At 69.9% G+C, this 21,890-nt stretch carries 19 protein-coding genes, 1 pseudogene and 1 riboswitch; of the genes and pseudogenes, 8 read left to right on the top strand and 12 right to left on the bottom strand.

From position 1 onward, the window contains the following. The 5 genes and pseudogenes from ABZ656_RS09665 to ABZ656_RS09645 form a co-directional block, all read right to left on the bottom strand. Positions 1–513 (bottom strand): annotated as a pseudogene (locus ABZ656_RS09665) (hypothetical protein); the annotation flags it as partial. 5 nt (positions 514–518) lie between these two features. After that, positions 519–1,403 carry a MoxR family ATPase gene (locus tag ABZ656_RS09660; protein ID WP_101402595.1) on the bottom strand — a complete coding sequence of 295 codons (885 nt, stop codon included), beginning with the start codon at positions 1,401–1,403 and terminating at the stop codon, positions 519–521. Positions 1,404–1,408: 5 nt separating this feature from the next. Then, complete coding sequence (locus ABZ656_RS09655) at positions 1,409–2,260, bottom strand: xanthine dehydrogenase family protein subunit M (protein ID WP_101402596.1); 852 nt, start codon at positions 2,258–2,260, stop codon at positions 1,409–1,411. Beyond that, on the bottom strand, positions 2,257–4,659 hold the full coding sequence (locus ABZ656_RS09650) for a xanthine dehydrogenase family protein molybdopterin-binding subunit (RefSeq protein ID WP_360266215.1): 2,403 nt from the start codon (positions 4,657–4,659) through the stop codon (positions 2,257–2,259). The genes ABZ656_RS09655 and ABZ656_RS09650 overlap by 4 nt, the downstream gene beginning before the upstream one ends. Beyond that, a complete protein-coding gene (locus tag ABZ656_RS09645; protein ID WP_360266212.1) occupies positions 4,656–5,126 on the bottom strand; it encodes a (2Fe-2S)-binding protein in 471 nt (156 codons plus the stop codon). The genes ABZ656_RS09650 and ABZ656_RS09645 overlap by 4 nt, the downstream gene beginning before the upstream one ends. A gap of 247 nt (positions 5,127–5,373) precedes the next feature. Here ABZ656_RS09645 and ABZ656_RS09640 point away from each other — a divergent pair, with 247 nt between their 5' ends. Together ABZ656_RS09640 and ABZ656_RS09635 are read left to right on the top strand one after the other, a co-directional pair. Further along, positions 5,374–7,359, top strand: a complete 1,986-nt coding sequence (locus ABZ656_RS09640; RefSeq protein ID WP_360266210.1) for a translation factor GTPase family protein — start codon at positions 5,374–5,376, stop codon at positions 7,357–7,359. A 116-nt stretch (positions 7,360–7,475) separates the two neighbouring features. Beyond that, entirely contained in the window at positions 7,476–9,344 is a 1,869-nt protein-coding gene (locus ABZ656_RS09635) for a cellulase family glycosylhydrolase (RefSeq protein WP_360266207.1), read from the top strand. Here ABZ656_RS09635 and ABZ656_RS09630 read toward each other — a convergent pair. Beyond that, complete coding sequence (locus ABZ656_RS09630) at positions 9,337–10,605, bottom strand: YncE family protein (RefSeq protein ID WP_360266204.1); 1,269 nt, start codon at positions 10,603–10,605, stop codon at positions 9,337–9,339. The two genes, ABZ656_RS09635 and ABZ656_RS09630, sit on opposite strands and share 8 nt — an antisense overlap. A gap of 173 nt (positions 10,606–10,778) precedes the next feature. Here ABZ656_RS09630 and ABZ656_RS09625 point away from each other — a divergent pair, with 173 nt between their 5' ends. Beyond that, complete coding sequence (locus ABZ656_RS09625; protein WP_101402602.1) at positions 10,779–11,450, top strand: TetR family transcriptional regulator; 672 nt, start codon at positions 10,779–10,781, stop codon at positions 11,448–11,450. Between the two features lie 629 nt (positions 11,451–12,079). Continuing rightward, complete coding sequence (locus tag ABZ656_RS09620) at positions 12,080–12,274, top strand: hypothetical protein (RefSeq protein ID WP_360266201.1); 195 nt, start codon at positions 12,080–12,082, stop codon at positions 12,272–12,274. A 283-nt stretch (positions 12,275–12,557) separates the two neighbouring features. On the opposite strand, the gene ABZ656_RS09615 is transcribed toward ABZ656_RS09620, so the two are convergent. Continuing rightward, positions 12,558–12,905, bottom strand: a complete 348-nt coding sequence (locus ABZ656_RS09615; protein WP_360266198.1) for a hypothetical protein — start codon at positions 12,903–12,905, stop codon at positions 12,558–12,560. Continuing rightward, positions 12,902–14,587: a cytochrome c oxidase subunit I gene (gene ctaD, locus ABZ656_RS09610; protein ID WP_360266195.1), complete on the bottom strand. Its 1,686-nt coding sequence runs from the start codon at positions 14,585–14,587 to the stop codon at positions 12,902–12,904. The genes ABZ656_RS09615 and ctaD overlap by 4 nt, the downstream gene beginning before the upstream one ends. A 105-nt stretch (positions 14,588–14,692) precedes the next feature. Between ctaD and ABZ656_RS09605 the strand changes: the two genes are divergently transcribed. Both ABZ656_RS09605 and ABZ656_RS09600 read left to right on the top strand, forming a co-directional pair. Continuing rightward, entirely contained in the window at positions 14,693–15,256 is a 564-nt protein-coding gene (locus ABZ656_RS09605) for a sigma-70 family RNA polymerase sigma factor (protein WP_360266192.1), read from the top strand. Continuing rightward, positions 15,249–16,235, top strand: coding sequence for a CU044_5270 family protein (locus ABZ656_RS09600; RefSeq protein ID WP_360266189.1), 987 nt, complete (start codon positions 15,249–15,251; stop codon positions 16,233–16,235). The genes ABZ656_RS09605 and ABZ656_RS09600 overlap by 8 nt, the downstream gene beginning before the upstream one ends. 116 nt (positions 16,236–16,351) lie before the next feature. Here the strand turns inward: ABZ656_RS09600 and ABZ656_RS09595 are convergent, their stop codons facing one another. Together ABZ656_RS09595 and ABZ656_RS09590 are read right to left on the bottom strand one after the other, a co-directional pair. Continuing rightward, entirely contained in the window at positions 16,352–17,203 is an 852-nt protein-coding gene (locus tag ABZ656_RS09595) for a bifunctional 5,10-methylenetetrahydrofolate dehydrogenase/5,10-methenyltetrahydrofolate cyclohydrolase (RefSeq protein WP_101402607.1), read from the bottom strand. A gap of 23 nt (positions 17,204–17,226) precedes the next feature. Continuing rightward, positions 17,227–17,313: riboswitch (ZMP/ZTP riboswitch) on the bottom strand. Between the two features lie 17 nt (positions 17,314–17,330). Then, a complete protein-coding gene (locus ABZ656_RS09590; RefSeq protein WP_360266186.1) occupies positions 17,331–18,275 on the bottom strand; it encodes a hypothetical protein in 945 nt (314 codons plus the stop codon). Positions 18,276–18,334: 59 nt separating this feature from the next. On the opposite strand from ABZ656_RS09590, the gene ABZ656_RS09585 reads away from it, so the two are divergent. Further along, positions 18,335–18,964 carry a MarR family transcriptional regulator gene (locus tag ABZ656_RS09585; protein ID WP_360266183.1) on the top strand — a complete coding sequence of 210 codons (630 nt, stop codon included), beginning with the start codon at positions 18,335–18,337 and terminating at the stop codon, positions 18,962–18,964. Positions 18,965–18,988: 24 nt separating this feature from the next. Here the strand turns inward: ABZ656_RS09585 and ABZ656_RS09580 are convergent, their stop codons facing one another. Continuing rightward, positions 18,989–19,354, bottom strand: a complete 366-nt coding sequence (locus ABZ656_RS09580; RefSeq protein WP_101402610.1) for a nuclear transport factor 2 family protein — start codon at positions 19,352–19,354, stop codon at positions 18,989–18,991. Between the two features lie 171 nt (positions 19,355–19,525). Here ABZ656_RS09580 and ABZ656_RS09575 point away from each other — a divergent pair, with 171 nt between their 5' ends. After that, positions 19,526–19,822, top strand: a complete 297-nt coding sequence (locus ABZ656_RS09575; RefSeq protein WP_101402611.1) for a hypothetical protein — start codon at positions 19,526–19,528, stop codon at positions 19,820–19,822. Positions 19,823–19,966: 144 nt separating this feature from the next. On the opposite strand, the gene ABZ656_RS09570 is transcribed toward ABZ656_RS09575, so the two are convergent. Further along, entirely contained in the window at positions 19,967–21,721 is a 1,755-nt protein-coding gene (locus ABZ656_RS09570; RefSeq protein ID WP_101402612.1) for an ABC transporter ATP-binding protein, read from the bottom strand. Positions 21,722–21,890 lie beyond the last annotated feature (169 nt).

Here is a 21,890-nt window from a genome sequence, read left to right as displayed (position 1 = left end):
GGCCCGCAGCCGCCGCAGCTGGTCGCGCTCGGCGGCGGTCAGCTCGGCGAAGTCCCGGTGGCGCAGTACGTCGGTGGAGTCGGCCAGCACGGCCACGGGTACGGCGTCCTCGGCCCGCGCCGCCGGGCGGGGCACCCTACCGGCGCCGCGCAGGACCGTCCGGGTCCGCGGCGGGGGAGCGGACCGGGCCGGGGCGCCGCCGGGACGGCCGCCGAAGTACGCCGCGAAGACCCGCTCGTAGCGCTCCAGGTCGTCCTGGCTCCCGCACAGGGTGAGACGGCCCGCCCAGTACACGTCCGAGCGCGCACCGGGATCGAGCACGCCGAGCGCGCCCAGGAAGGCCTGCACGCGGTCGGGCGCGGCGTCGACGCCGGCGGCGCGCAACGCCCGGGCGAACCCGACGACCACGGCGGACGCGTCGACGGTGCGCCGTTGTCCCACCTCGTCCCCGCCGTCTCCGCCGTTCTCAAGGTTCCGGCCGTTCCGGCCGTCCTTGCCATCGCTGCCGTCCACGCTGTTCACGTCTCCCGCGCCGCGAGGATCGCCGCCAGATCCAGCCCCCGCGCGCGCTCGGTGTCCTCCCGGTACTTCAGTACCGACCCCAGGGTCGCCACCGCCAGCTCCGCGTCCACCTCGCTCGCCCCGAGCGCGTCCAGGGCCTCCGCCCAGTCGATGGTCTCCGCGACCCCGGGCGGCTTGACCAGGTCCTCGGCGCGCAGGGCCTGCGCGAGCGCGGTCACCTGCTCGGCCAGCCGCTCCGTGACCCGCGGCAACCGCCTCCGCACGATGGCGAGTTCACGGGCGAACCCGGGATGGTCGAACCAGTGGTAGAGGCACCTGCGTTTCAGCGCGTCGTGCACTTCGCGGGTCCGGTTCGAGGTGAGCACCACGACGGGCGGCAGCTGCGCCCGCAGTGTGCCCAGTTCCGGAATGGTGATCGTGTACTCGGACAGCAGTTCCAGCAGGAACGCCTCGAACTCGTCGTCGGCGCGGTCGATCTCGTCCACCAGCAGCACCGACGGCTGGGTCTCCAGCGCCCGCAGCAGCGGACGCGTGACGAGGAACCGCCGGTCGTACAGTTCCCCTTCGAGCCGGTCGGCATCCGTCACACCCGCCGCCTCGGCCGCCCGCAGATGGAGCAGCTGACGCGGGAAGTCCCAGTCGTACAGGGCCTGGGAGGCGTCGATGCCCTCGTAGCACTGGAGCCGGATCAGCGGGGCGTCCATCGCCTCGGCCAGGGCGGACGCGAGTGCGGTCTTGCCCACGCCCGCGTCACCCTCGCAGAACAGCGGCCGGTGCAGCCGCAGCGCCAGGAAGCAGGCCACGGCCAGCCCGTCGTCGACGAGATACCCCGTCTTCTCCAGGCGGGCCCGCACGTCCGCCGGACCGCTCACCTCGTGCATGGGCGCTACTCCAGGGCGGCCAGCACCGCGCGTCGCGTGAGCACCCGGGCCAGGTGCGCGCGGTACTCGGGTGAGCCCGAGGGGTCGGACGAGGGGTGCGTGCCCTCCGCAGCCGCCTCGGCGGCCCGTGCCACCGCGCCCGGTTCGGCGTCGGCGCCGGTGAGCGCCGCCTCGGTGGACGTGGCCCGCAGGGGCGTGGAGCCCATGTTGGTCAGCCCGATCCGGGACTCGGCGAGGTGTCCGTCGTCCCGCCGGACGAGCGCCGCCACGCCGACCACCGCCCAGGCCTGCGCGACCCGCTGGAACTTCTCGTAGTGGAAGCCCCACCCCTCGGTCGACGGGATCTCCACCTGCACCAGCAGTTCGTCCGGGCGCAGCGCGGTCTGCAGATAATCGAGGAAGAACTCGCGGGCCGGGATCGCGCGCCGCCCGTCCGGTCCGACCGCGATCAGGGTCGCGTCGAGCGCGAGGACCACGGCGGGCAGGTCACCGGCCGGATCGGCGTGTGCGAGCGAACCGCCGAAGGTGCCGCGATGGCGTACGGCGGGATCGGCGACCGTGGCGGTGGCCGCCGCCAGCAGTCCGGCGTGCCGGCGCACCAGCGGGTCGCGGATGACGTCGTGGTGCGAGGTCATCGCGCCGATGACCAGCGTGCCGGCGTCCTCGCGGATCCCGCGCAGCTCCGGGATCCGGCCGACGTCGACGACCAGTTCGGGGAAGGCGAGCCGCAGCCGGAGCAGGGGCAGCAGGCTCTGCCCGCCGGCCAGCACCTTCGCGTCCTCGCCCGCCTGCGCGAGCGTGCGCACGGCTTCGTCGACGCTCGCGGGCCTCACGTAGTCGAATGCGGGGGGAATCATGCCGACGCCTCCTCACCGGAGCGGGCGGACCCGTCCGCCGCCCGAGCGGACCGAAGCGCTTCCCAGACCCGCTGCGGCGTGCAGGGCATCCGTACCTCGGTCACTCCGAGCGGGCGCAGCGCGTCCACGATCGCGTTGACGACGGCGGGCGTGGAGGCGATGGTCCCCGACTCCCCGACTCCCTTGGAACCCAGGGGATTCGATGTCGCCGGTGTCTCCGTCCGGTCCGTCACGAACTCGGGCAGGTCGGCCGCCGAGGGCACGAGGTAGTCGGCCATCGTGCCCGAGACGAGGTTGCCCTCGTCGTCGTACACGGCCTCCTCGTACAGTGCCTGCGCGATTCCCTGCGCGACCCCGCCGTGCACCTGCCCCTCGACGATCATCGGGTTGATGACGCTGCCGACGTCGTCGACGCAGACGTACGAGCGGATGGTGGTCCGTCCGGTCTCGGTGTCGACCTCGACCGCGCACAGGTGGGTGCCGTGCGGGTAGGAGAAGTTGTCCGGGTCGAGCAGGTGCTCGGCGTTGATGGTGGGTTCCATGCCATCGGGCAGGTCGTGCGAGGAGAACGTCTCGAACGCGACCTCCTGGATGGTCTTGCGCGCCTCCGGCGAGCCCTTCACGGAGAACACGCCGTGCGTGAACTCCAGGTCGTGCTCGCTCGCCTCCAGCAGGTGCGCGGCCACCTTCCGCGCCTTCTCCACCACCTTCCGCGCCGCGTGGTGCACCGCGGCCCCGCCCACGACGAGCGAGCGCGAGCCGTAGGTGTCCATGCCCTGGGGGGCTGCCCTGGTGTCGCCGTGCACCACCTCGATGTCCTCGAAGGGCACCCCGAGCACATCGGCGGCGATCTGGCTCCAGCAGGTCACATGGCCCTGTCCGTGCGGGCTGGTGCCGGTGACCACCTCGACCTTGCCGGTGGGCAGCATGCGGATGCTCGCCGCCTCCCAGCCTCCGGCCGCGTACCGCAGGTCACGCAGCACCCGGCTGGGCGCGAGCCCGCACATCTCGGTGTACGTGGACACGCCGATGCCCAGGCGTACCAAGTCGCCGCGCCGGTTGCGGTCCGCCTGCTCGGCGCGCAGCTTGTCGTATCCGAAGAGGGCGAGCGCCTTGTCCGTGGCGGCCTCGTAGTTGCCGCTGTCGTAGGTCAGACCCGCGATGGACGTGTACGGGAACTCCTCGTGCCTGATCCAGTTGAGCCGCCTCAACTCGACGGGATCCAGGTCGAGTTCGACGGCCAGCTCGTCCATGATCCGTTCGATGGCGTACGTCGCCTCGGGGCGTCCCGCGCCGCGGTAGGCGTCGGTCGGCGTCCTGGTCGTGAAGACGCCGGTGCACGTGAAGTCGTATGCGTCCATCTTGTAGATCGCCGGGTACATGAAGGCGCCCAGGATCGGGATGCCCGGAGTGACGAGCATCAGATAGGCGCCCATGTCGGCGAGGAGGTCGACCTTGAGGCCGAGCAGCCTGCCCTCGCTGGTGGCGGCGATCTCGATGTCCTGGATCATGCCGCGGCCGTGATGGGTCGCGAGATAGCCCTCGGAGCGCGACTCGGTCCACTTCACGGGCCGTCCGAGCCGCCGGGCGACGGTCAGGGCGAGGGCCTCCTCGCCGTACACCTGGAGCTTGGAGCCGAAGCCGCCGCCGACGTCAGGGGCGATCACACGCAACTTCTGCTCGGGGATGCCGGTGACGACGGCGAGCATGATCCGCAGGATGTGCGGGATCTGCGTGGCCGAGTAGACGGTGTACTCGCCGGAGGCGGCGAGCGGGGTGACCACGACGGCGCGCGGCTCCATCGCGTTGGGGATCAGGCGCTGCTGGTGGTAGCGGCGCTTCAGGACGACGTCCGCGCGCTCCCGCACGGCCGCGTAGTTCTCGCCGGTCGCCAGCGGCCAGACGTAGCAGCGGTTGGTGCCCTTGTCGGAGTGGACCAGTGGGGCGTCCTCGGCGAGGGCCGCCTCCAGGTCGAGCACCGGCGGGAGAGGTGTGTAGTCGACCTCGACGGCCTCCAGGGCGTCGGCGGCCGCGTACCGGTCGCGGGCCACGACGACGGCCACCGGGTCTCCCGCGTACCGGACCTCGTCGACCGCGATCGGCGGGTGGTCGGGCAGCACGATGTCCTCGGTGACCGGCCAGGCGCAGGGGAGTGAGCCGAGGCCCTCGGCGAGATCCTGGCCGGTGAACGCGGCGATCACGCCGGGGCGCTCGCGGGCGGGTGCGACGTCGATCCGGTCGATCCGGGCGTGTGCCATGGGGCTGCGCAGGATGGCCAGGTGGAGCAGTCCGTTGACGTTGATGTTGTCGGTCCAGTTGGTCTGCCCGGTGACCAGACGGGCGTCCTCCTTGCGCGGCCGGGAGCGGCCGACCTCGGGTTCGACGATCTGGTCCGTCACGGCGAGACCTCCTGTCCCGAGGCGGCGAGGACCGCGCGCACGATGTTCTGGTAGCCGGTGCACCGGCAGAGGTTGCCCTCCAGGGCCTCCCGAACCTCCTGCGGTCCCGGGGCCGGGTTCTCGCGCAGCAGATCGCGGGCCGCCATGATCATCCCGGGGGTGCAGTAGCCGCACTGGAGCGCGTGCCGCTCGTGGAACGCCTTCTGGAGCACATGCCACTCACCGTCGTGCGCCAGTCCCTGGATGGTGGTCACTTCGCTCCCGTCCGCCTGGACGGCGAGGACCGAGCAGCTCTTGACGGTCTCCCCGTCCACGTCGACCGTGCAGGCCCCGCAGTTCGACGTGTCGCAGCCGATCGGGGTGCCGGTCAGACCCAGGTGGTCGCGCAGGTAGTGGACCAGGAGAAGGCGGGGCTCGACCTCGTCCTCGTACGTCGTGCCGTCCACCTTCACCGAAATGCGGGTCATGTGCCCTCCCGGAGAGCCAGGTGAGGGGTATCAACCACTTTACGTGGTGTGCGTCACTCTAGGGCCGGGCGGGGAGGGCGGCGAGTGCTGCGGCGGGGATTTGTTGAGCGTTAATCCGTTGCTGCAGGGCGAGGCCGCCTGCTCCACTGAGAAGGAAGCGTCCGCCAAGATCAGGGAGCAGCAATGCGCACACCGTTCATGTCCACCCAGGAAGGAATCACTCCCACTCCAAAGGACATGACACCCGGTGCATATGCTCAACCTGGGAATCCTGGCGCACGTAGACGCCGGTAAGACAAGCCTGACCGAGCGGCTGCTGCACTCGGTCGGAGTCATCGACGAGATCGGCAGCGTCGACGACGGGAACACGCAGACCGACTCCCTCGCGCTGGAGCGGCAGCGCGGTATCACGATCAAGTCCGCCGTGGTCTCGTTCGCGGTCGACGACGTGACCGTCAATCTGATCGACACCCCGGGACACCCGGACTTCATCGCCGAGGTGGAGCGGGTGCTGAGCGTGCTCGACGGCGCCGTGCTGGTGATCTCCGCCGTGGAGGGCGTGCAGGCGCAGACCCGTGTGCTGATGCGGACGCTCCGGCGGCTGCGCATTCCCACGCTCGTCTTCGTCAACAAGATCGACCGCGGCGGGGCGTGCCCCGAGCGTGTGCTCGACGCCGTCGCGGCGCGGCTCACACGGGCGATCGTCCCCATGGGCGAGGTCCGGGCACAGGGCACGCGGGACGCCCGCTTCGGCCTGTTCGACGAGGCGCGGCTCGGCGCGCCGCTGCTCGACCTGCTCACCGAGCACGACGACGCGCTGCTCGCCGCGTACGTCGAGGGCCGGGTGTCGTACGACCTGATCCGCGCCGCTCTTGTGCGGCAGACCGGGCAGGCCCTGGTGCATCCGGTGTTCTTCGGCTCGGCCGTGACGGGGGCGGGGGTCGACGAACTGATCACGGGGATCAAGCAGTTGCTGCCGCGCGCCGAGACCGACGTCGACGGCCCGGTCTCGGGCAGCGTCTTCAAGGTCGAGCGTGGGCCCGCCGGGGAGAAGATCGCGTACGCCCGGATGTTCGCAGGGACGCTGCGGACGCGCGACCGCCTGCCCCTGGGCGACGGAGAGGAGGGCAGGGTCACCGCGATCAGCGTCTTCGACCGGGGGGCGGCGGTGCGCGAGCAGTCCGTGGCCGCGGGGCGGATCGGCAAGCTCTGGGGCCTCGCGGACATCCGTGTCGGCGACACCATCGGCGTACCGCGGAAGTCGTCGGCCGGCGAGCACCACTTCTCGCCCCCGACCCTCGAAACCGTCGTCGAACCCTGCCGTCCGGCCGACAAGGGCGCACTGCACGGCGCCCTCACCCAATTGGCCGAGCAGGACCCCCTGATCGATCTGCGCCAGGACGAGAGGCGCAAGGAGATCTCCGTGTCGCTCTACGGAGAGGTGCAGAAGGAGGTCATCGAGGCGACTCTGGCCGATGAGTTCGGCATCGACGTCCTGTTCCGCGAGACGACACCGCTGTGCATCGAGCGGCCCCTCGGCAGGGGTGCGGCGGTCGAGTTCAACAAGAAGGACTCCAATCCCTTTCTCGCGACCGTCGGCCTGCGCATCGATCCGGCCCCGGTCGGGTCCGGGGTGGAGTTCCGGCTGGAGGTCGAGCTCGGAGCGATGCCGTACGCGTTCTTCAAGGCGGTCGAGGACACCGTGAAGGAGACCCTCGCGCAGGGAATCCACGGCTGGCAGGTGACGGACTGCACGGTCACCATGACCCACTCCGGCTATTCGCCCCGGCAGAGCCACGCCCACCAGGGCTTCGACAAGAGCATGTCCAGCACGGGTGCCGACTTCCGGGGCCTGACCCCACTGGTCGTGATGGACGCGCTGAGGGCGGCGGGCACCCAGGTGTACGAGCCGATGCACCGATTCAGGCTGGAGGCCCCGGCGGACACGCTGGGCGCGGTGCTGCCGGTGCTGGCGAAACAGGGAGCCGTCGCGGGGACCACCGAGCTGCGGGGCGCTTCGTGCGTGCTGGAGGGCCGGATCCCGGTCGCCCGGGTCCATGGGCTGGAGCGGCAGCTCCCGGGGCTGACCCGCGGCGAGGGCGAGCTGGAATGCGCCTTCGACCACTACGCACCGGTCCTGCGGGGCACGGTCCCCGACCGCCCGCGCACCGACCTCAACCCGCTGGACCGCAAGGAGTACCTGCTGAACGTGACGCGGAGGGTCGGCGCCTGATCCCGCACACGGCGACACGTCTCCCAAAAAGATCTACAGAAGACCTCCAGAAGATGAAACTTACTCTGGAGTCAGAAGTATTGACGCCTTCTTGCGCACCGGCGACTGTTGTGGACATGTCGAAGTTACGTGCGCGTCTGCTCGGCGTCCTCGTACTCCTCACCGGCTTCCTCTCGGCGGTGGGCGCCCAGCCCGCCGCCGCGGACGGACTCCCCGACTCCCTGTGGTTCGACGCACCGGCGTCGGCCACCCTCACGGTCGACAAGGGCCGCTTCCTCGACGGACTCGGCCGCGAGGTCGTCCTGCGCGGCTACAACGTCTCCGGCGAGACGAAACTCGAAGAGAACAGCGGCCTGCCCTTCGCCTCGGTCGCCGACGCCAAGAAGTCCGCGACGGCCCTGCGGGCCCTCGGCGGCGGCAACTCCGTGCGCTTCCTGCTCTCCTGGGCCCACGCCGAACCCGTACGCGGCCAGGTCGACTCCACGTACCTCGCCGCCGCCACCGACCAGATACGCGCCTTCCTCGACGCCGGAATCCGTGTGTATCCCGACTTCCACCAGGACCTCTACTCCCGCTACCTCTTCAACTCGGGCAGTTGGTACACCGGTGACGGCGCCCCCAAGTGGGCCGTGGACGCCGGGAACTACCCGAGCGAGTCCTGCGGCATCTGCATCTTCTGGGGCCAGAACATCACCCAGAACGGTGCCGTGAAGCAGGCACAGTACGACTTCTGGCACAACGCGTACGGCGTCCAGGACGCCTTCCTCACCACGGCCCAGGCCAGCATGGCCTACGTCAAACAGCACCTCACCACGGCCCAGTTCGCGGGCCTCGTCGGCTTCGACCCGTTCAACGAGCCGTACGCGGGCACCTACGACTCCGGGCAGACCAGCCGCACCTGGGAGCGGGACCTGCTCTGGCCGTTCTATGTGAAGTTCCGGGCCCGGATGGACGCGGCCGGCTGGCAGGACAAACCCGCCTTCGTCGAGGCCAACCTCTTCTGGAACTCCAACATCGACTCCCAGAAGCAGGAGGGCGGCCTGCTCGACGCGGGCACACTCGGCCCGCGCTATGTCTTCAACACCCACTTCTACGACCAGAAGGCCATCTCGGGCATCCTCATGTGGGGCAACGCCGGGGACGGCCAGTACGCCACCGACTTCGGGACGGTCCGCGACCGCGCATCGAGCGCGGGGACTACGGCGATCGTCAGTGAGTTCGGCCATCCGCTGTCGGGAACGGTCTCCGGCAAGGCCCCGACCGTCGACAAGGCCATGTACCAGGCCCTCGACTCCCGTCTCCCGGGCGCCACCTGGTGGACCAAGCCGGTGTCCTCCGGCCCGGTGCTCTCCGGTACCCAGTGGCAGTGGGACATCTACAGCGGACGCCATCACGAGCTGATGAACGGCAACGCGAGCAAGGTTCTCACCACGGGCGACGCCTGGAACGACGAGGATCTGTCCGCCGTACGCCTCGACGACTCGGGCACGGCCGTCCTGCGTCAGGACGCCCGCCTGCTCGACCGGCTCTATCCGAGCGCGACCTCGGGCAGCACGGTCGCCTTCACCTACGAGGACCGCTCCCGGGACGGCTCCACCACCCTGACCTGGAACCCGGTTCCGTCGTCCCTGCCGCACGTCTCCCAACTGGTGGGATCGGGCCAGTACGGGCTGCTCCTGTGGCGCTCGGCCGGCGGCAGCGCTCCCACCGAACTCCATCTGCCGGCGTCCTTCCCGACCGCGTCCACGACGGTGGTCTCCGACCTCGGGGCGACGATCTCCCCGCCCGCCTACAGCACGACCACCCCGATCGCCGTGGCCCCCGAGCCGGGCGGCACCGGCAGTCGCCGACTGCTGCTCACCGCACCGGACTCGGAGACCCTGCACTACGCGCTGGTCACGAACGGGGCGACGGCCCCGTCCGCCGATCTGCTGAGCGCGGCCCGTTCCGAACTGAGTTCCTGGGCCGCCTCGTCGGTCAACTAGTCGAAGGACCGGTCCAGTTCGCCTCCACATGGCCGAGGCGAACACGCTGGGGGTGGTCACCGACCGGCACCGACACCGTCTTCTGCCCCGTGGCGAAGTCGATGGCGGTGACCTGGTCGGCGCCGCTCTCGGAGATGATGCAGTCCTTGCCGTCACCGCTGACGGTCGCCCAGTACGGCTTGGAGGCGGTGACGAGCGGGCCCTCCTGGAGGGTGGCCCGGTCGACGACGGTCGCGTAGTCGTCCATCGTTCCGGCGACGCACAGTTTGGTGCCGGACGGGTTCATCGAAATGCCGTGGTGGCGCGAGTCGTTGACCCAAGTCGTGCGGTCGGTGCTGGTCGCGGGGTTCATCGGCAGGGTCTTCACCCGGGTGATCCGGTCGGAGGCCACGTCGTACTCCAGGAAGCCGTTGAAGAACGACACCTGGAAGTACAGCTTGGACTCGTCGGGGCTGAAGACGGCGGGCCGGACCGCGTCGGAGAAGTCGGTGAGGCCGATGGCGTCCAGCCGCTGGCGCATGTCGATCACTCTGACCTGCTTGTAGGTGGTCGCGTCGACGACGGTGATGTGCCGGTCGCCCTTCGTCCAGTCCAGCCACGGGTCGTCGAGTGCGGTGTTCACATCGCCGATGGCCATGTTCCAGATGTACTTGCCGTCCCGCGTGAAGATGTTCTCGTGCGGCTTGTCGCCGGTGCCGAAGGAGCCCAGCTGCTTACCGGTGTTGATGTCGAGCACGTGCACGGTGTTCGCGGTCGACGCGGAGACCGCGACGCGGGTGCCGTCGGGGGAGACGGCCATGTGGTCGGAGCGGTAACCCGACACGGGGAAACGCCAGTTGATCTTGTCGGTGGCGAGGTCGATCGAGACTACGTCGGCGAAGCTGGGGCGGGAGACGACCACCGACTTGCCGTCGGGCGTGGAGTACATGTCGTCCACGAGCTGGTCGTGTCCCTCGCCGACGCCGTTTCGGATGGCCAGGAAGTAGATCCACTTGATCGGATCGGCGTTGATCTCAGCCATCCGTGCGTCCTTGTCCGGGACGACGTTGATCCGGCCGACCTTCGCGAAGTCACCGGTGGACTTGATGACGTCCGCGGTGCCGTCCCAGTTGTTCCCCACGAACATCACTTCGCGCAGGTCGGCCGCGGCGGTCTGTGCGGCGGTTTGCGCGGAGGCCGCGGTCGCCGTACCGCCGAGGGTGAAGGTGAGGGCGACGGCGGCGGCGAGCGTACAGAGGTGTCTGGGTCTGAGGGCAGACATGGCGGGTCCCTTGTCGTAGGCGGGGGGTGCATGCGCCGAAAAATCTGAACACGGCTGCGTTCAGAGTGGACTTACTGGAAAGTAAGGAAGGGATGGCGTTCTCCACAAGGGTCCGTGCACGACAAAATCATCGGAGGGACGAACGGTTCGTCCCTCCGGCGAGGGAGGAACGCGTGGCGGGCAGGATCAAACAGCCGACCGGCCGTTACGGAGGCAGGACCGCCGCGGAACGGCAGGCCGAGCGACGCTCGCGCTTTCTGGCAGCCGCGCTCCAACTCTTCGGTGACAGCCCGGGGTTCAGATCCACGACCATCGCGGCGCTGAGTGAGGCGGCGGGACTGTCGACGCGTCAGTTCTACGAGGAGTTCCGCACCCTCGAGGACGTGCTGGCCGCGCTTCACCTCCAGGTCAACGACTGGGCCGAGGAGGCGGCCCTGGCCGCCCTCGCCGACGCCCAGGACCTGCCGCTCGCCGAGCGCGCCGACGCGATCTTCCGCGCCTACGCCGCGAACGTGACGGCGGATCCGCGCCGCATCCGCATCACCTTCGTCGAGATCATCGGCGTCAGCCCGCGCCTGGAGGAGCAGCGGCTCGCCCGCCGGGCGCGCTGGATCGACTTCATCTGCGCCGAGGCGACCGCGGCCGCCGACCGCGGTGAGGCGGTGCCGCGCGACTACCGGATCGCCGCCACCGCCTTCATCGGCAGCGTCAACGGCCTCCTGCACGACTGGCGCGCCGGCTGGGTGGACGCCACGCTCGACGAGGTGGTCGAGGAACTGGTCCGTCAACTGCTGGGGATCCTGCGACCGGCGGGGTGGAACCCGCACGAGCCCGGAACCCCATGACGTGACCTCACCTCACCGTGAGTGCTGTGCCGGCCATCGATCGAGGTGTCCTCGAACCCGGTGGTGAATCCCTCGAGATCCACCGCCGGGCCCGGGACCGTGCGCCGTTCCCCGTCCCCACGGGCTCGGCGCAGTGGGGCCGCCTTCGCGCGAGGATGCCCCTGCCGGCAGCTCACGACTGGGGGAAGCCGTGGGCTTGCGCGGCCCGAGGGCCCAGAGGCGGAGATGTGAACAGGGTCGCTCCCTGGGCACGCCCATCCTGTCCGACCGGGATCCGCCGCGTCGTCGTGCGCGTGCCGAACATCGCGCTACTCGGAATGCAGGAGATGAGCTCAGCCATGTCCTCCGGAGGCAGGACGGACGTGGGGGAGAGGCTCCTCTCACGGTCGTGGGCCCGCCCACGGGGCCGGTACGCAGACGAGTCGATGCGACGGTTTCACGGAGGGATTCCCGCGGTCCGACCGTCCGGCTCGGTGTCACGGGAGTCGGGCAAGGGAACCTGTCGTGGCTGAAAGTCGCTCTGGTTGCCCTCCAGCCGGAGTGATCGAATCGGTGCTCGATTCAATCTCGGTGGTGGGGGGTCTGCACGTGCGTTCCATGTCCTGCTTGGACCTCACCGACAGTTTTCGGTGGACATCGACGCGGAGATGGAGGCCACGCTGGAAAGACTCGCCCCTCAGGCAGGCGCGGTGCGGGCCGAGGTCGCGGAACTCGTGCGGAACCGCGAGTTCACATACCCGCTCTCGGCGCTGCCGCTGATCGTGCATGCCGTGGAGACGGGGGGGGGCGCCCGAACCGGCCGTGCCGCCGGCCGCCGTGCATGAGCTGTGATGGACCTCGGCATGCCATCTCGACGACCTGGCCGACGGGCAGAGCACCCACCTCGCCGGTGACCTCGGCGGAGGTGGGGCGCTGCTCGCCGCGCTCATCGGCGGGACTCCACTCCCTCTGCTCGTCGTCCAGTCGCAGGCCGTCCCGGAATCGGTGCGCGGCACCCTGTCGGCCGAGATCGTGAAGTGCTGGATCGTCGCCGCCGAAGGCCGGCTGTGCGGAATCTTGTGGACGACTCGTCCAGGATGCTTCTGCGTGCCGACCTCGCTCGCGAGGTCACCGTCGGCTGACCGAGACGACGGTCACCAGGGCGAAAGCGGCACCGAGAAGGAACACGGCGCAAAGGCGCCGACGCAGTGCGCGATACCTCGCCTCGTACTCGGCGCGCAGTTCCCGGCCGCGCGCTGCCGTCAGTTCCCAGGAGCGGCGGGAGAGGCGCAGGTAGGTGTCCGAGAAGCGTTCTTCCGCCTCTTCGCGTTGGGTGTCCGTCAGCCAGGCCAGGGAATGGGTGAAACGAGCCGCTTCCGTCCGCCCCTCGACCTTGGTGGCCTCGATGAGCAGATGGCCCTCCAGCTCGTTGATCAGTGCCCGCGGGGACGGCGGACGTTCGTCCATGGTCGTCATCGCAGTTCCTTCCGGGGCGTCTCCAGACGCGCGGCCGCCGCCGTGATCTCCGGGTGGTGCAGGTCGAAGGCGGGAGACTCGCTGCGGATGCGCGGCAGGGTGAGGAAGTTGTGGCGCGGCGGCGGGCAGGACGTGGCCCACTCCAGCGAGCGGCCGTAGCCCCACGGGTCGTCGACCTCGACCTTCTCGCCGTACTTGGCGGTCTTCCAGATGTTGTAGAAGAACGGCAGGAGGGAACTGCCGAGAAGGAAGGAGAAGATGGTCGAGATGGTGTTGAGGGTGGTCAGGCCCTCCACCGCCAGATAGTCGGGGATACGGCGCTGCATTCCGTTCGCACCCAGCCAGTGCTGCACCAGGAAAGTGCCGTGGAAGCCCACGAACAGCGTCCAGAAGGTGATCTTCCCGAGGCGCTCGTCGAGCATCTTGCCGGTGAACTTCGGCCACCAGAAGTGGAATCCGGAGAACATCGCGAACACGACCGTACCGAAGATCACGTAGTGGAAGTGCGCCACCACGAAGTACGAGTCCGAGACGGGAAAGTCCATCGGCGGCGAGGCGAGCATCACACCGGTCAGACCACCGAAGACGAAAGTGATCAGAAAGCCGGTCGCCCACAGCATCGGGGTCTCGAAACTCAGCGACCCCTTCCACATCGTTCCGATCCAGTTGAAGAACTTCACGCCCGTCGGCACGGCGATGAGGAACGTCATGAAGGAGAAGAACGGAAGCAGTACACCACCGGTGACGTACATGTGGTGCGCCCACACGGTCACGGAGAGACCGGCGATGGAGATCGTCGCGGCGATCAGGCCCATGTAGCCGAACATCGGCTTGCGGGAGAACACCGGGATGACTTCGGAAATGATTCCGAAGAATGGTAGAGCGATGATGTACACCTCTGGATGGCCGAAGAACCAGAAGAGGTGCTGCCAGAGCAGGGCACCGCCGTTCGCCGCGTGGAAGACGTGGGCACCGAACTTGCGGTCCGCCTCCAGCGCGAACAGCGCGGCGGCCAGTACGGGGAAGGCCAGCAGCACCAGAACACCCGTGAGCAGCACGTTCCACACGAAGATCGGCATGCGGAACATCGTCATGCCCGGGGCGCGCATGCAGATGATGGTCGTGATGAAGTTGACCGAGCCGAGGATCGTGCCGAAGCCGGAGAGTGCCAGACCCATGATCCACATGTCGGCGCCGACACCCGGCGAGCGGACCGCGTCCGACAGCGGGCTGTAGGCGAACCAGCCGAAGTCGGCCGCGCCCTGCGGGGTGAGGAAGCCACCGACCGCGATGAGCGAGCCGAACAGGTAGAGCCAGTAGGCGAACATGTTCAGCCGCGGGAACGCCACGTCGGGCGCGCCGATCTGCAGCGGCATGATCCAGTTCGCGAAACCGGCGAACAGCGGCGTCGCGAACATCAGCAGCATGATCGTGCCGTGCATCGTGAACGCCTGATTGAACTGCTCGTTCGACATGATCTGCAACCCCGGCCGGGCCAGCTCGGCGCGCATCAGCAGCGCCATCACCCCGCCGACGCAGAAGAAGCCGAACGCCGTGACCAGATACAGCGTGCCGATCGTTTTGTGATCCGTGGTGGTCAGCCACTTCACCGCGGCGAGTCCAGGACGCCGCGCACGCGTGGGAAGGGCTGCGGGCGGCGTCGTGACTGTGGTGCTTTCCATGCCCCGCCTGTGTCCGGCGCCGGGCCCACCGTCACACTTGGGTGAAGCGACGAGCGTCACACCGACACCTGTGACGATCGCGCACCTGCCGGACACCTACGGACTATGAGCAACGACGAGACTTTCGCCGCTGCCTATCGCGAGCACTACTGGGCGGTCAGCCGCTATGTGGCGAGGCGACTGGACGGCCGGAGCAGTGATGTCGAGGAGGTGGTGGCGGAGGTCTTCACCGTCGCCTGGCGGCGCCGGTCCGATCTCCCGCCGTCCCCGCTTCCCTGGCTGTACGGGGTGGCACGCCACTGCCTGGCCAACGCCGTACGCGGCTACGGGCGCCGCCGCAGACTCCTCGACCGGCTCGGCAACGACGAGAGCGCGTATGGCAGACAGGTCGTCGACAGCCCCGACTCCGCGTCGCCGGGCGACTGGGTGCACGAGGCGCTGGCCCGGCTCTCCCCGGCCGACCAGGAGGTACTGCGCCTCACCGCCTGGGAGGAACTCGGCGTCGACGAGGTCGCCGTCGCCCTCGGCTGCGGCAGCCGCGCCGCGGCCATGCGCCTGCACCGCGCCCGCCGCCGGCTCAGAGCCGAGATCGACCGTATGCACATCACCGTGGCCGGCGGCCCCGCCCCGCCCCGCCGCGACACCCCGAAGGAGCACGGCCATGGCTGACGAACTCGACATCCTGCGCCGCGCCAACCCGGTGCCGTCCACCGACCCCCGCTTCCACGACCGCCCCCTCGACCAGCACGCGGAGCGACGCCTCAACCAACTGCTGCACGGCGGACGGCGCAGCACGCGCCCCGGTCCGCTGCGCCGTTGGGTCTGGAGCGTCGGCACCGCGGCCGCCGTCGGTGTCGTCGTCCTGACGCTCACGCTGTCGGGATCGACCACCACCCCGGCCGTGGCCGCACCCCGCCCGCTGATCGTCGAGGCGGGCTCCACCCCCGTACCCCTGGACAGGCTCGCCGACCGAGTGGCCGCGTCCGCCGGTGCGCAGCGGCTCGTCCAGGGCACCCATGTGCAGACCTGGAGCATGGGCCTGACCTCAGGGCCCGGGGCACGGCCGCCGATCACCCTCCCCGAGGAGCGCGTGGTCCGCTGGAAGGCCGACGGCAGCCACACGGAACTCGTCGTGGCGACCGACCCCCGCCACCCGGGCAGGCCGGTCGTCACCGACGCCGACCCCGTCCCCCGCACGGTCGAGGACGGGCATGTCCTGAGCCGGCGGACCTACCCGCCGAGCTGGAGCGACGCCCCGCCGGTCGCCCGGCCGCCGCACGACGCCCAGCGGCTGCGCGCCTACCTCGAGGAGATCGACCGCACCGGGGCCATGGACACATCCCAACTCATCGACACCGTGAGTGAGTTGCTGGGCAACTGGACGCTCGGCACCCGTGAGAACGCCGCACTCGCCCGTGTCCTCGCCGACGCGAAAGGGCTGCGCCCGGCCGGAGCGGTCACCGACCGGCTGGGCAGGCAGGGACAGGCGTACGTGTACGACGACACCGCGCACTCCTCGCGACGGATGCTGATCCTCGACCCGAGGAGCGGCGCCGTACTCGGGATCGAGGACACCGTCACCAAGGACGATCCCGAGTACGGCGTGAAGGCCGGGGACGTGATGTCGTACAGCGCGTGGATGCGCTGAGCGGACCCGAAGCCCTGTGAGTGAAGCCGAAACGCTGTACGCAGGCTCGAAGCCCTGTGAGTGAAGCCGAAACGCTGTACGCAGGCTCGAAGCCCTGTGAGTGAAGCCGAAACGCTCTATCGGAGACCGAGTTGGCGCTCGGCCCCGGTCACGGTCTGCTCCAGCAGGACCGCGATCGTCATCGGGCCGACACCACCCGGCACCGGCGTGATCAGCCGGGCCCGCTCGCGAGCGGTGTCGAAGTCGACGTCGCCGACGTTCCCGGGGTTGTAGCCGGCGTCGATCACAACGGCTCCCGGCTTGATGTCCTCACCGCGGATCAGCCGGGGCCGGCCCACGGCGGCCACCACGATGTCCGCCTCGCGGACGACCGAGGAAAGACCGGTCGTCCGCGAGTGGCAGTAGGTCACCGTCGCGTCGCGGCCGAGCAGCAGCATCCCGACCGGCTTGCCGAGGATCGCGCTGCGCCCCACCACGACGGCGCGCCGGCCCGCCGGGTCGACGTCGTACTCGTCGAGGAGCCGCATGATGCCGCCCGGGGTGCAGGACACGAAGCCCGGCAGCCCGAAGCTCATCGCCGAGTACGAGCTGAGCGTCACCCCGTCGACGTCCTTCTCCGGCGCGATGGCCTCGAACGCCGCCCGCTCGTCGATGTGCGGCCCGACGGGGTGCTGGAGCAGGATGCCGTGCACGGTCGGGTCGCCCGACAGCGCCTTCAGCGTGTCGACCAGCTCGGCCGTGGTGGTGCCGGCGGGCAGGGCGACGTGCCGGGACTCGATGCCGGCCTTGCGGCTGCGGTTCTGCTTCATCCGGACGTAGGTGACCGAGGCGGGGTCCTCGCCGACCAGCACCGTCGCGAGACACGGCGCCATCCCCGTGCGCCCGGTGAGTTCGGCCGCGCGCTTCGCGGTCTCCTCGACGATGCGGCGCGCGAGACCCGCGCCGTCCATGAGCTGGGCCTGGGACATGAGCTACTCCTGAGCGTCGCTGACACAATCGCCCAGGCGCGCGGCAAAGACCCGTTCGTCAGGCCGCTCCCCGGTGGTACCCCACCTCAGCGCCAGTCACGGCCCGCGACCAGGGTAGCTCCTACGATCAGCTGCCCGACTCGGCGGCAGCGGGCGGCGCCGTCGGGTCGACCTTGGCCATGAACCCCCTGGCCTGTGCCTCAGTGGTCACGGCGCCGATGGCCCCGGCCCAGCGGGCGATCTCCCGGACCAGCGCGACGGCCCCGGCCTCGTCGCCCGTGTCGCGTGCCAGTACCGCCAGGAGCAGCTGCTGGGAGAGGGTGCCGGGGACGGTCCCGGCCCGGGCGCCGAGCTCGGTCGCTCTGCTCCAGCGCTCCCTCGCCCGTGCGTGGTCACCGCGGTCGTGGTCGTGATCACCGAGGTGCCGCAGCGCTTCACGCGCGAGCAGGTCGTCACCGGAGTCGTGTGAGTCGCCTGCTTCACCTTCTTCGGCTGCCTCACCCGCCGCACCGGCGCGCAGCGCGGCTTCGTAGTGGGCGGGCGCGAGGTCCCGCTCGGCGAAGAGATTGTCGGCGACGAGGCCCAGATACATCTCGGCCCAGCCCCGGCGCACGTCGTCCGGGGCCTGGTCGCGGAGCCGCTCGGCGTGCGTGCGGAGGGCGGCGAGTGCGTCCGGGTTCTTGCCGTCGGGACCGGGACGGAAGGTACCGTCGACGCGCACCTGCCCGAGGTAGCCGTGGCGCAGCCGATGGAAGTCCAGGTCCCAGCGGATGTCGGGGTGCGCCTCATCGGCGGGTTTCCCGGCGAGGCTCTCGATGAGCACCTCGACGAGCTCCTCTGCGGCGGCGAGCCGTGGCCCCGCGAGGGTGGTCCCGCCGAACCAGTCGCTCTCCAGGGCGACTTCGGCGGCGGCCACGCCGAGGCGTGCACGGGCCCGTGGATCGGTCGCCTCGGCCGAGTCGAGCAGGCGCATGGCGCGCTCCCAGCGACCGCCGATCCTCAACTCCCTTACAGCAGCGATGAGTTCGTCGAGCGGCACGACCGTACGAAGGGTACTTGCGGTGTTCGTCATGGCAGGGAAAGTAGTAATCAGAAAAACTATCCACAAGAAAACCATCTACGGAGGGGCGCATGGAAGATGTGAAGGCGGGAGACGTGAAGGCGGGAGACCCGAAGGCGGAGGAGGCGAAGGCCGCGAGGGGGCAGGCTTTGGCGGCGGACTCGGTCGACCGGCACGTCGCGATCTGGGTGAAGGAGCTCGACTGGGTGGATCCGGTCAAGGAGGAGATCTTCGTCCGGCTCGCGATCCTGGCCCGGCACGCGGCCCAGGCCCGTCGGGACGTGCTCGACTCCGACGGGTTGCAGCACTGGCAGTTCAAAGTGCTGTTGATGCTGCGCAGACTCGGCCCGCCCTACGCGGCGAGCCCCTCGCAGCTCGCCGACATGCTCGGGCTGACCCGCGGGGCCCTGTCGGCGCGGCTCGGTCCGCTGGAGGAGGCGGGGCTGATCGCCCGTACCCACCACACTGCCGACCGGCGTCGCGTGGAGGTACGGATCACCGACGCCGGATACGCCGCGTTCGAACAGCACGCGGTGTCGGAGGACCGGGGTGAGAACGCGCTGCTCGCAGTACTGACCCCAGCAGAGAAGCGCACACTCGCAGACCTGCTGCGGAAACTGGTCGGGGCAGCCGAGGCCGCCCCGAGCGCGAGCGACCCATCGCGGCCTTCGCCGAGAAGGTCCAGGTCAGGCGAGAGTTGATCTGGACCTTCGGCCAGTTCCTTCCTACTCGTCCCATGCCTGCAGCAGCGTGTGTTCGACGATCTTGCCGTCGCGCAGCGAGACCATCGAGCTGGCGAGTACCCGCACGCCGTCCGGGTACTGGCAGGACTCGGTGAACGCGACATGGTCGCCCTGGACGACACACTCTTCCAACTTGTGGGTCATGTCGCGGCTGTAGACATCGTTGAGCATCTCGGCGATCTCGCCGCGACCGTGTTTGATCATCGGATGGCTCGGCTGGGTGTTGCGGTCGACGATCGTCATCTCCGCGTCGTCCGCGTAGAGCGACAGGAGATCCGCCGCATTGTGTCCTTCTATGCCCCGGCGTAGCGCTTCGGTGTCGAAGGCGGGGCCTGCCATGGTGCCCATGTCGACCTCCTTGGAAGGCCGCGGTCCGGTAAGGAGGGGACCGCGAAGGGCCTCTCTACGAGCGTCCTCCGCCCCATGGCCCACGGCAAGCCCAGCCGGTGCGATGCGCCTCTCGGGTGAGGAGCGGGGGACGGCCGTGACCGTGCGCCGTCCGGGACCGTTGCTGCAAGCATGATCTCAACACGACGTATGGTCGCCGCCGTTGGTCTCGCCGTCGGTGTCACGGGCCTTGCCGCGCCGATGGCGTCCGCGGCCGCCGCCGAGGCCCCGGACGCGGGGAAGCTGAACCCGATCACCCAGCTCGACGCGCTCGCCGTCAGCGACATCCCCGCGGAGCACCAGGCAGACATGCCGCGGATCCCCGACCAACTGGCCGGGCTCAACCGCCTGAACGACCTCAACCAGTTGCACCAGGTCACCGACCTGGTCGCCCCCGTCACCGGACTCCTCCCGGGCCTCCAGACCTAGGGCCTGTCCTTCGGGTCAGGCCTGGGCCTGTCCGCCGGTGTCTGCCCGCGTCTGCCCCCGGCATCCCGTGCCGGGGGCAGACGCGTATGTCGCGGGCCGAGTGAAGAAAACTTCGTACGGAGAACGCGCGACGATCCGCTCTGCTCAGCCCGCCGTCGCGAGGAACTGGGTCGCGGCCAGCTCCGCGTAGAGCGGGTCCCCAGCCACCAGTTCCCGGTGGGTGCCCACGGCGCGGACGCGGCCCGCGTCCATGACGACGATACGGTCGGCCATCGTCACGGTGGACAGCCGGTGCGCGACCACCAGGACCGTGGTCGTACGGGCCACATCGGCAACCGTGTCGCGCAGCGCGGCCTCGTTCACCGCGTCGAGCTGTGAGGTCGCCTCGTCCAGGAGCAGCAGGCGGGGGTGGCGCAACAGCGCGCGGGCGATCGCGACCCGCTGGCGTTCGCCGCCGGAGAGCTTGGTGCCGCGGTGCCCGACGAGCGTGTCCAGGCCGCGCGGCAGCCGGGCGACCAGCCCGTCGAGCCGGGTCGTCCTCAGCACCCGCGCGACATCGGCGTCGTCGGCCTCCGGGTTGCCCAGCAGCAGGTTGTCGCGCAGGGAGCCGGACAGGACCGGGGCGTCCTGCTCCACGTACCCGATGGCCGACCTGAGCCGGGGCAGGTCCCACTCCTCCAGGGGGCGGCCGTCGACCGTGATGACGCCCGCCTCGGGGTCGTAGAACCGCTCGATCAGCGAGAACACGGTGGTCTTGCCGGCGCCGGAGGGGCCGACGAAGGCGGTCATGCCGCGGGCCGGGACGGCGAAAGTCACGCCGTGGTGGACGTACGGGAGGTCGTCGGCGTACCGGAAGCGGACGTCGTCGAAGGCGAGCGCGGCCGGTGCGGAGCCGGGGGCCGGCAGCGGCGCGGGCAGGGCCTCCGGTTCGGCGGGCAGCCGCAGCGCCTCCTGGATGCGGGCGAGCGCGGCGGCACCCGTCTGGTACTGCGTGATCGCGCCGACGACCTGCTGGATCGGCGACATCAGATAGAAGACGTAGAGGAGGAAGGCGACCAGCGTGCCGACTTCGATCGCGCCGGTCGCGACGCGCGCGCCGCCCACCGCGAGGACCGTGATGAAGGCGATCTGCATCGCGAGACCGGCCGTATTGCCCGCGGCCGCCGACCACTTGGCGGCCCGTACGCTCTGCCGCCAGGATTCCTCGGCCGCCGCGTGGATGGTCTGCTCCTCCCGGTGCTCGGCACCCGACGCCTTGACCGTGCGCAGCGCGCCGAGGATCCGCTCCAGCGAGGCGCCCATCACGCCGACGGCGTCCTGAGCCTGCTTGCTGGCCCGGTTGATGCGCGGCACGATCACGCCGAGCACCGTGCCGGCGCACAGGATCACCCCCAGGGTGACGCCGAGCAGCACCACGTCGACCAGGCCCATCATCACCACCGTCGCCACCAGGGTGAGACCGCCGGTGCCGATACCCACGAGCGAATCGGTGGTGACCTCGCGCAGCAGTGTGGTGTCGGAGGTGATACGGGCCATCAGGTCGCCCGGTTCGCTGCGGTCCACGGCCGGTATCCGCAGCCGCAGCAGATACGAGGACAGGGCGCGCCGCGCGCCGAGCACCACCGACTCGGCGGTGCGCCGCAGTACGTACGAACCCATCGCCCCCACCGCGGCGTTGGTGACCACCAGCGCCGCCATACCTATGAGCGCCCGCCCGATGGACCGGTCGTGCGAAAGATCGTCGATGAGCCCCCGCGCCACCAGCGGCAGCACCAGACCGGTGGCGCCGGTCGTCAGCGCCAGCAACGCGCCCGCCAGCAGTGCCCATCGATGCGGTCGTACGTACCCGAGAAGCAGCCGCCAGGCGGGCGGTCCGGCGTGCGGCTCTGCGATGCTCACGGTGCTCCTAGCGGGAGTTCGGTGCGGAGCGTTCAGGCTACGTCGGCGCGGCCCCCGGAGGGGAACGGGGCACCCGCCGCGCGGGGAGGAGCCGGTCACGGGCGACGGCGAGCGCCAGCGGGTCTCGCCCCGTCCGGCGGACGGTCGTCGAACATGTGGACCGGTACCC

The sequence above is a fragment of the Streptomyces sp. NPDC007095 genome (assembly GCF_040634475.1).
Taxonomy (GTDB): Bacteria; Actinomycetota; Actinomycetes; order Streptomycetales; family Streptomycetaceae; genus Streptomyces.
The sequence above is the reverse complement of the archived record's forward strand: the minus strand, read 5'-3'. Positions and strand labels throughout refer to the sequence as shown.

Coding starts and splice junctions, on each gene's coding strand:
- ABZ656_RS09660 (WP_101402595.1), bottom strand. CDS start 1,403: ATGCACGAGGTGAGCGGTCCGGCGGACGTGCGGGCCCGCCTGGAGAAG.
- ABZ656_RS09655 (WP_101402596.1), bottom strand. CDS start 2,260: ATGATTCCCCCCGCATTCGACTACGTGAGGCCCGCGAGCGTCGACGAA.
- ABZ656_RS09645 (WP_360266212.1), bottom strand. CDS start 5,126: ATGACCCGCATTTCGGTGAAGGTGGACGGCACGACGTACGAGGACGAG.
- ABZ656_RS09635 (WP_360266207.1), top strand. CDS start 7,476: ATGTCGAAGTTACGTGCGCGTCTGCTCGGCGTCCTCGTACTCCTCACC.
- ABZ656_RS09630 (WP_360266204.1), bottom strand. CDS start 10,605: ATGTCTGCCCTCAGACCCAGACACCTCTGTACGCTCGCCGCCGCCGTC.
- ABZ656_RS09615 (WP_360266198.1), bottom strand. CDS start 12,905: ATGACGACCATGGACGAACGTCCGCCGTCCCCGCGGGCACTGATCAAC.
- ctaD (WP_360266195.1), bottom strand. CDS start 14,587: ATGGAAAGCACCACAGTCACGACGCCGCCCGCAGCCCTTCCCACGCGT.
- ABZ656_RS09605 (WP_360266192.1), top strand. CDS start 14,693: ATGAGCAACGACGAGACTTTCGCCGCTGCCTATCGCGAGCACTACTGG.
- ABZ656_RS09600 (WP_360266189.1), top strand. CDS start 15,249: ATGGCTGACGAACTCGACATCCTGCGCCGCGCCAACCCGGTGCCGTCC.
- ABZ656_RS09595 (WP_101402607.1), bottom strand. CDS start 17,203: ATGTCCCAGGCCCAGCTCATGGACGGCGCGGGTCTCGCGCGCCGCATC.
- ABZ656_RS09590 (WP_360266186.1), bottom strand. CDS start 18,275: ATGACGAACACCGCAAGTACCCTTCGTACGGTCGTGCCGCTCGACGAA.
- ABZ656_RS09585 (WP_360266183.1), top strand. CDS start 18,335: ATGGAAGATGTGAAGGCGGGAGACGTGAAGGCGGGAGACCCGAAGGCG.
- ABZ656_RS09580 (WP_101402610.1), bottom strand. CDS start 19,354: ATGGGCACCATGGCAGGCCCCGCCTTCGACACCGAAGCGCTACGCCGG.
- ABZ656_RS09575 (WP_101402611.1), top strand. CDS start 19,526: ATGATCTCAACACGACGTATGGTCGCCGCCGTTGGTCTCGCCGTCGGT.